Origin of the sequence: Dietzia sp. Cai40 (genome assembly GCF_014145165.1) — a bacterium.
In the GTDB taxonomy this organism is placed as follows: domain Bacteria; phylum Actinomycetota; class Actinomycetes; order Mycobacteriales; family Mycobacteriaceae; genus Dietzia; species Dietzia natronolimnaea.
Map to the genome: position 1 here is coordinate 1 of NZ_JAALEB010000118.1, position 6,911 is coordinate 6,911.

Sequence of the window (6,911 nt, forward strand, 5' to 3'; positions counted from 1 at the left end):
CGGCGCTCGCCCCCCTCTGCCGGGATCTACAGATCCCCGAGCGCCCGTCGCTCACCTCCACCCGTGAGATGTGGCATCTGGGGACGCGGATCCGCGGACGGGTCGCCGACCCGCGGACGACCGCTCTCGACCTCGCGCTGGCCGTCCACCCCACCCCCGCCGTGTGCGGAACCCCCACCGATGAGGCGCGGCGGGTGATCGCGGGTCTCGAGGGCCGGCGGGGCTTCTACTCGGGAGCGGTGGGATGGGCGGACGCGGGCGGCGACGGCGACTGGATGGTCACCATCCGCTGCGCCGAGATCGACGCCGATCGCTCGGGGGCGATCGCCTGGGCGGGCGGGGGTCTGGTCGCCGACTCCGACCCCGACGACGAGGTGGCCGAGACCGCCGCCAAACTCCGCACGGTCCTCACCGCGCTGGGCGCCGTGTGACCGGACCCCCCGACCGGGTCTCGACCGTCAGGCGGGTCGGGACCCGACCTACCTGTCGACGACGGGGTTGGTCAGCGCTCCGATGCCCTCGATCTCCACGGTGACCCGGTCACCGGGGAGCATCGGGCCGACGCCGGCCGGGGTTCCCGTCAGCACGACGTCGCCCGGGAGCAGCGTCATGACCCTGCTGACGTACTCGATGATCTCCCCGACGGTGTGCATGAACTGGGAGGTGTTGCCGTCCTGGCGCACCTCCGAGGACCCGTCCGGGTGGTGCAGCGTGGTGCGGACGTCGAGGCCGTTGGGGTCGAGGTCGGTGACGATCCAGGGGCCCAGCGGGCAGAAGGTGTCGTACCCCTTCCCGCGGGTCCACTGACCGTCCGCGAGCTGCTGGTCGCGCGCCGTCACGTCGTTGGCGCAGGTATACCCCAGGATCACCTCGTGGGCCCGGGCGGCCGAGACGTCGCGACAGGGCTGACCTATCACCACGGCGAGCTCACCCTCGTGGTCCACCCGCTCGGAACTGGGCGGGTACGCGATCCCGGCCTCGGGGCCGACCACCGAGGTGTTGGGCTTCAGGAAGATCAGCGGCTCGGCGGGCGCCTCGGACCCCATCTCCTCGGCGTGCTCCGCGTAGTTCTTACCGACGCACACCACCTTGGAGGCGAGGATCGGAGCGAGCAGGCGGACGTCGGCCAGCGGCCATTCGCGGCCGGTGAACTCGGGGGTGCCGAAGGGGTGTTCGGAGATCTCCGCGCAGGTGAGGGCGGCGGGATCGGTGACATCACCGCGGACCTCGACGAAGGCGAATCCCTGCGGGTGGGCGATACGGGCGAGACGCATACCCGCGATCCTATGCCGTTCGCAGATCCCGGAGCGTCGTGACCCCGCGCTCGTGCAGCTCCGCGGTCTGGGCCAGGTAGAGCTCCGCGCAGGCGAGCGCGTCGATCAGCGCATCGTGCGCCCGGTAGCGGGGGAGCCCGTACCGCTCCCTGGCGCTCCACAGCCGGAGTTCGTCCGGGGAGGACTCCGGGGCGAATCCACTGTCGACGCCCGCGCCGAGCACCCGGCGGTGGAGTTCGAGGGTGTCGACGGGGACGAACGGAGGCCGCACACCGTGCCCGGAGGTGCACAGAGCGCCGAGGAAATCGGTTTCTATACGACTGTAGTGGGCGACGAGGACCCGGCCGGTCAACGCCTCGAAGATCCGGTCCAGGAAGACGTCCACGCTCACCCCGGTCGCGACCGTGTCGTCGGTGATCCCGTGCAGCGTCGCGCTCTGGCCCACTCCCTCCACGTCGTCGGCGCCCTCGGCCCGCAGGAGCAGGGACCGCGCGCCGCCGAGGACGATCCGGTCACCGTTCACCGGTACCAACCCCACGGACAGAACCCTGTCGCGGCGCGGATCGAGGCCGGTGGTCTCGACGTCCATCGCCAGCAACGGCAGATCCGCCAGTGGGGTCGACGGCTCCGGGGGCGGGGTCTCGAGGTAGCGCCGCAGCGGACCGTCGGGAAGCCGTCGTGCGGTGCGTCGACGTCGCCCGGACCCGGTGAACCACTCACGCATCACATCTGCCCGACCCGGTATTTCAGGGCGAGCGAGCCCTGCACCCCGGCGATGATCCGGAACGCGGCGCGGAGACGGTGACGGTCGGCGGAGCTCAGCGTTCCCGGATCGATGTGGTTGTCCTGAGGGTCGTCGTCCGCGATCTGGCGCGCGTGGTGGCGGTAGGTCAGGCCACGCAGGAACCGGAAGGCCTCGCCGAGATCCTCCGCGTCGGCGCGCGCGATGACACCGGCCCCGGCCGCGGCGTCGAGCCGACCGAGGGTGGACACCTCGTCCAGCCCCGCGGAGAGGGCGTGCACACGCGCGATCTGCACCACGGGCGCGATCCCGCCGGCCTTGAGGTCGAGGGTGTTGCGGTACTCACCCCGTCGTGCCACCACCAACCCACGGAAGAACCCCAGCGGCGGCTGCCATTCGCACGCTATGCGTGCCAGGTGGGCCTGGAACCGTCGACTGCCCTCGGCGCGAGCGAGCATCTCGTCACGGACCCGCATGAACAGCGAGGTGTCCCCGTGCACCGGGCGGATGTCCAGGAACACCTGGGAGTGCAGGACGGCGTCCGCTCCCGGCGCCCGCACCCAGTCCCCCACCTGGCGCTCCCAGGACCTGCACGTGCGACGCCACGCCGGGTTGGAGGCCATGACGTCGCCCGGACACAGCGGGAATCCGGCCCGGTCGAGACCGGCGCACACCTCCTGCGCCAACGCGGCGAAGTACCGGTCCGCATCCGGTGTCGTCTCCGCCGCGTCGTCGAGGATGAGCGCGTTGTCCTGGTCGCTCGCCACGCCGAGCTCCCCTCTGGCCTGGGAACCCAGGCCGACCCAGCAGTACGCCACGGGCGGCGGTCCGAGGCCGCTCTCCGCGAGTGAGATCAACCGTCGCGTCGCGGCGTCGGCGGTGGCGGTGACGACGCGACCGATGTCCTGGGGGGCGGTGCCACGGCGGACGAACTCGCCGACCAGGGCGGGCAACCTCGCCGCCAGGCGCGCGACCCCCTCGGGGTCGGGCGCGCGGGCGATGCGGGCTGCCAGGTACACGGGGTCGGTCTGGGCCAGTCGGAGCAGGTCCCCGCTCGTCACCATCCCCACGGGCACGCCGTCCTCGCAGACCGGGAGGTGGTGGACCCCGCGGTCGATCTGGAGGAGCGTCGCGTCGAACGCGCGCGTCCCCGAGTCGACCGACACCGGGTCCGGGGTCATGATCGTCGACACCGGCGCCCCGGTGTCCCCGTCGACCGCCACGACCTTCGAGCGCAGGTCCCGGTCGGTGAAGATCCCCACCACGCGGCCCGATTCCACCACGAGCAGCGCGGATACGCGGCGTTCGGTCATCAGGCTCGCGGCGTCGCGGATCGTGGTGTCGGGGCCGGTGGTCACCGCGTCGCGGGCGAGCAACTCCCCGACCGGCGTGCCCAGCGCGTCCCCGCCCGCGGCCTCGAGCCGCGCCGAGGCGAGGTCCTGGCGGATCCGGTCGCTCCGTTCGCCGAAGAACCGCCGCAGATGAGGGTGCTCGGTGGCCAGGTCGTCCAGGACCCCGGCCGGCATCTCGAGCAGCAGGGTGTCGGCCACCGCCACGATCCGGTAGCGCGAGGGCCCGCTGTGGGACAGGGACGAGTAGCCGAAGCAGTCTCCCTCGCCCCGGGCGTCGAGCAGAACGCCGTCCGGGTCGCACACCTCCACGGCACCTGACCGGATGATGTGCAGCGTGTCGTTCCGGGCACCGGCGTCGAGGATCACCGTTCCCCGGCGGTGGTACCGCTGTGAGAGCCGCGCGGGGATCCGGTCGAGCTGGTCACCGGGCAGCTCGTCGAAGGGGGCGCAGCGGGCGAGGAAATCCCTCACCTCGGCGAGTTCGACGTCCATGGGTCCACTCTGTACGCCGACGGCCCGCGGTGTGATCCGCTTCACGCGATTCACACCCGCGGGCCGCGGGGTGGTGCCCGGTTCCTAGTCGCTGACCGCCGACACGATCCGGTCGCCGACCTCGGAGGTCACCACGGGACGGTCTCCACGCGACCCGAGGTCCGCCTCGACCGCGGCCTCCACGCGCTCGGCCTCGGCGACCCTGCCCAGGTGCCTCAACATCAGCGCCACCGACAGGATGGCCGCGGTGGGGTCGGCCTTGCCCTGTCCTGCGATGTCCGGGGCGGAACCGTGCACCGGTTCGAACATGGACGGGTTGGTTCCCGAGGCGTCGATGTTCCCCGACGCGGCGGTGCCGATGCCCCCGGTGACGGCGGCGGCGAGATCGGTGATGATGTCGCCGAACAGGTTGTCGGTGACGATCACGTCGAAGCGCGAGGGTTCGGTGACCATGTAGATCGTCGCGGCGTCGATGTGGCAGTAGTCGACCGCGACGTCCGGGAACTCCGGGGCCACCTCGTCGACGGTGCGCTGCCAGAGCCCACCCGCGTTGACCAGCACATTGGTCTTGTGGACGAGCGTCAGTTTGCCTCGGCGGGACCGCGCCCGGCCGAACGCGTCGCGCACCACGCGCTCGACGCCGAAACGGGTGTTGACGGAGGTCTCGGTGCCGATCTCGTGGGGTGTCCCCACGCGGATCGCCCCACCGTTGCCGGTGTAGAGCCCCTCGGTCCCCTCGCGGACCACGACGAAGTCGATCTCACCCGGGTCCTTGAGCGGGGTACCCGAACCGGGGTACAAACGCGACGGGCGGAGGTTGACGTGGTGGTCGAGCGCGAACCGCAGTGGGAGCAGCATCCCGCGTTCGAGCACCCCGGCGGGCACCGATCGCGGATCGCCGATGGCCCCGAGCAGGATCGCATCGTGGCCCTTGAGGCTCTCGATGTCCGCCTCGGTCAGGGTCTCCCCGTTGCGGAGATACCGGCGCGCGCCCAGGTCGTACTCGGTCTTCTCGACCCCCGGGACGAGCGCGTCCAGGACCCGGATCGCCTCGGCCGTCACCTCGACACCGATCCCGTCTCCGGGGATGACTGCGAGCTTCATGATGTCCGACCCCCGCTCAGACCAGGGAGATCTGGGTCGCCGTGGCGTCGAGCTCGGAGACGATCCGGTCGACGGTCGGTTCGGCGACCGCACGATCGACCCGCAGGATCAGCGAGGCACCTTCACCGGTGACGTCCTGGCTGAGCGCGGCGGCCTGGATGTCGATGCCCTCCCCGCCGAGGATGGAGCCCACCTTTCCGAGCACGCCCGGGCGGTCGGAGTAGTGGACGAACAGGTTCTGACCCTCGGCACGCATGTCGAAGCCGCGCTCGTTGATCCGGACGATCTTCTGCACCTGGTCCAGACCGGCCAGCGTGCCGGTGACATGGGCCGACGCGCCGTCCGCGGCCACCGCGGTGACGGTGACCGTGCTGCGGTAGGACTTCGACTCGCTGCGGGTCTCGACCGAGTGCGTGACACCGCGCTGCTCGGCCATCTGGCCGACGTTGACGAAGGTGGCGGGCTCGTCGGTGATGGCGGAGAACATCCCGCGCAGGGCGGCCAGACCCAGCACGTCCACCTGCTCAGCGGCCAGTTCGCCCGCGACCTCGACGGTCACGGTGGTGGGCACACCCGGGCACAGGTGACCGGCGATGAGTCCGAGCTTCCGGACGAGGTCGAGCCACGGAGCGACCTCGTCGCCGACCGGGCCGCCGGTGACGTTGACGGCGTCGGGGACGAACTCCCCGCGCAGGGCGAGCAGCACGCTGCGCGCGACGTCGGTGCCGGCCCGGTCCTGCGCCTCGCTCGTGGAGGCACCCAGGTGCGGCGTGACGACGGTGTTCTCGAGGTCGAACAGCGGCGAGTCGGTGCAGGGCTCGGTGTCGAACACGTCCAGGGCGGCGGACCGCACCTTCCCGGACCTCAGGGCCTCGACGAGCGCGTCCTCGACGATGAGTCCGCCGCGGGCGGCGTTGACGATCACGACGCCGTCCTTGGCCCGGGCCAGCCGCCCGGCGTCGAGCAGGCCGGCCGTCTCCTTGGTCTTGGGCAGGTGCATCGTGATGATGTCCGCGCGGGAGACCAGCTCATCGATGTCCACGAGCTCGATCCCGAGCTGGGCCGCGCGGGCGGCGGGAAGGTAGGGGTCGTAGGCGATGAGGTTCGTCTCGAACGCCGCCAGACGTTGTGCCACGAGCTGACCGATCCGACCCAGGCCCACCACGCCGACGGTCTTCCCGAGCAACTCGACGCCGTTGAAGGAGCTGCGCTTCCAGGTGTGCTCGCGCAGGGTGCGGTCGGCGGCCGGGATCTGGCGGCAGGCGGCCATGAGCAGGGCGACGGCGTGCTCGGCGGCCGAGTGGATGTTGGAGGTGGGCGCGTTGACCACCATGACGCCGCGCTCGGTCGCCGCGGGGATCTCCACGTTGTCGAGGCCGACACCCGCGCGACCGATGATCTTGAGCTTCGGGGCGGCGGCCATCACCTCGGCGTCGACGGTCGTGGCGGAGCGGACGAGGATCGCGTCCGCATCGGCGACGGCCTCGAGGAGCTTGGGACGATCCGGGCCGTCGACCCAGCGGACCTCCACGGCGTCGCCGAGCGCGTCGACGGTCGACTGGGCGAGCTTGTCGGCGATGAGGACGACGGGACGTCCGGATGCTGTCACAGTGGGATCTCCTCGGTGTCAATTTGGGCACACCCAGTCTAGGCCACCGCACACCGCCGAGGACCAGTGGCCGGGGTGGCCCGGGACGCCTACCGTGGCTGATGTCACCGCAGGCCCCGACCGACGTCCGACGAACGGATCACCTATGTTGCGCCCGCCCCGGTCGACCGGTTTCCCGGTCCGCCTGCCCAGCCCCTGGATGCCCGTCCTCGCCCCCGCGCGCGGCTCGACCGCGGTCGCCTCCTATCTCCGGGCACACCTCTACGGGGCGGCGGTGGGTCGCAGCCTCCTGGACCACTGCATCCGCGCCGTCGACGAGACCGACAAGACCCGCCTGG

At 71.5% G+C, this 6,911-nt stretch carries 6 protein-coding genes and 1 pseudogene; 2 read left to right on the forward strand and 5 right to left on the reverse strand.

The window, feature by feature from the left end; genetic code table 11:
• Nucleotides 1–431: chorismate-binding protein (locus tag G6022_RS05490; protein WP_182691137.1), on the forward strand; the 431-nt coding region annotated here is incomplete at its 5' end.
• A gap of 48 nt (nucleotides 432–479) precedes the next feature.
• Here G6022_RS05490 and G6022_RS05495 read toward each other — a convergent pair.
• From G6022_RS05495 to serA, 5 genes are all read right to left on the reverse strand, one after another.
• On the reverse strand, nucleotides 480–1,274 hold the full coding sequence (locus tag G6022_RS05495) for a fumarylacetoacetate hydrolase family protein (RefSeq protein ID WP_179525510.1): 795 nt from the start codon (nucleotides 1,272–1,274) through the stop codon (nucleotides 480–482).
• 10 nt (nucleotides 1,275–1,284) lie between these two features.
• Nucleotides 1,285–1,998, reverse strand: coding sequence for an exonuclease domain-containing protein (locus G6022_RS05500; RefSeq protein WP_182639755.1), 714 nt, complete (start codon nucleotides 1,996–1,998; stop codon nucleotides 1,285–1,287).
• Nucleotides 1,998–3,860 carry a DUF294 nucleotidyltransferase-like domain-containing protein gene (locus tag G6022_RS05505; protein WP_182691139.1) on the reverse strand — a complete coding sequence of 621 codons (1,863 nt, stop codon included), beginning with the start codon at nucleotides 3,858–3,860 and terminating at the stop codon, nucleotides 1,998–2,000. The genes G6022_RS05500 and G6022_RS05505 overlap by 1 nt, the downstream gene beginning before the upstream one ends.
• 84 nt (nucleotides 3,861–3,944) lie before the next feature.
• Nucleotides 3,945–4,964 (reverse strand): 3-isopropylmalate dehydrogenase, encoded by a 1,020-nt coding sequence (locus tag G6022_RS05510; protein WP_179525513.1) that lies wholly within the window; start codon nucleotides 4,962–4,964, stop codon nucleotides 3,945–3,947.
• Between the two features lie 16 nt (nucleotides 4,965–4,980).
• On the reverse strand, nucleotides 4,981–6,573 hold the full coding sequence (gene serA / locus G6022_RS05515; RefSeq protein ID WP_182639753.1) for a phosphoglycerate dehydrogenase: 1,593 nt from the start codon (nucleotides 6,571–6,573) through the stop codon (nucleotides 4,981–4,983).
• A gap of 145 nt (nucleotides 6,574–6,718) precedes the next feature.
• On the opposite strand from serA, the pseudogene G6022_RS05520 reads away from it, so the two are divergent.
• Nucleotides 6,719–6,911, forward strand: a pseudogene (locus tag G6022_RS05520) (hypothetical protein); the annotation flags it as partial.

Bases quoted from the DNA above. Each gene is read 5' to 3' on its own strand.
- G6022_RS05495 (WP_179525510.1), bottom strand. From the start codon at position 1,274: ATGCGTCTCGCCCGTATCGCCCACCCGCAGGGATTCGCCTTCGTCGAG.
- G6022_RS05500 (WP_182639755.1), bottom strand. From the start codon at position 1,998: ATGCGTGAGTGGTTCACCGGGTCCGGGCGACGTCGACGCACCGCACGA.
- G6022_RS05505 (WP_182691139.1), bottom strand. From the start codon at position 3,860: ATGGACGTCGAACTCGCCGAGGTGAGGGATTTCCTCGCCCGCTGCGCC.
- G6022_RS05510 (WP_179525513.1), bottom strand. From the start codon at position 4,964: ATGAAGCTCGCAGTCATCCCCGGAGACGGGATCGGTGTCGAGGTGACG.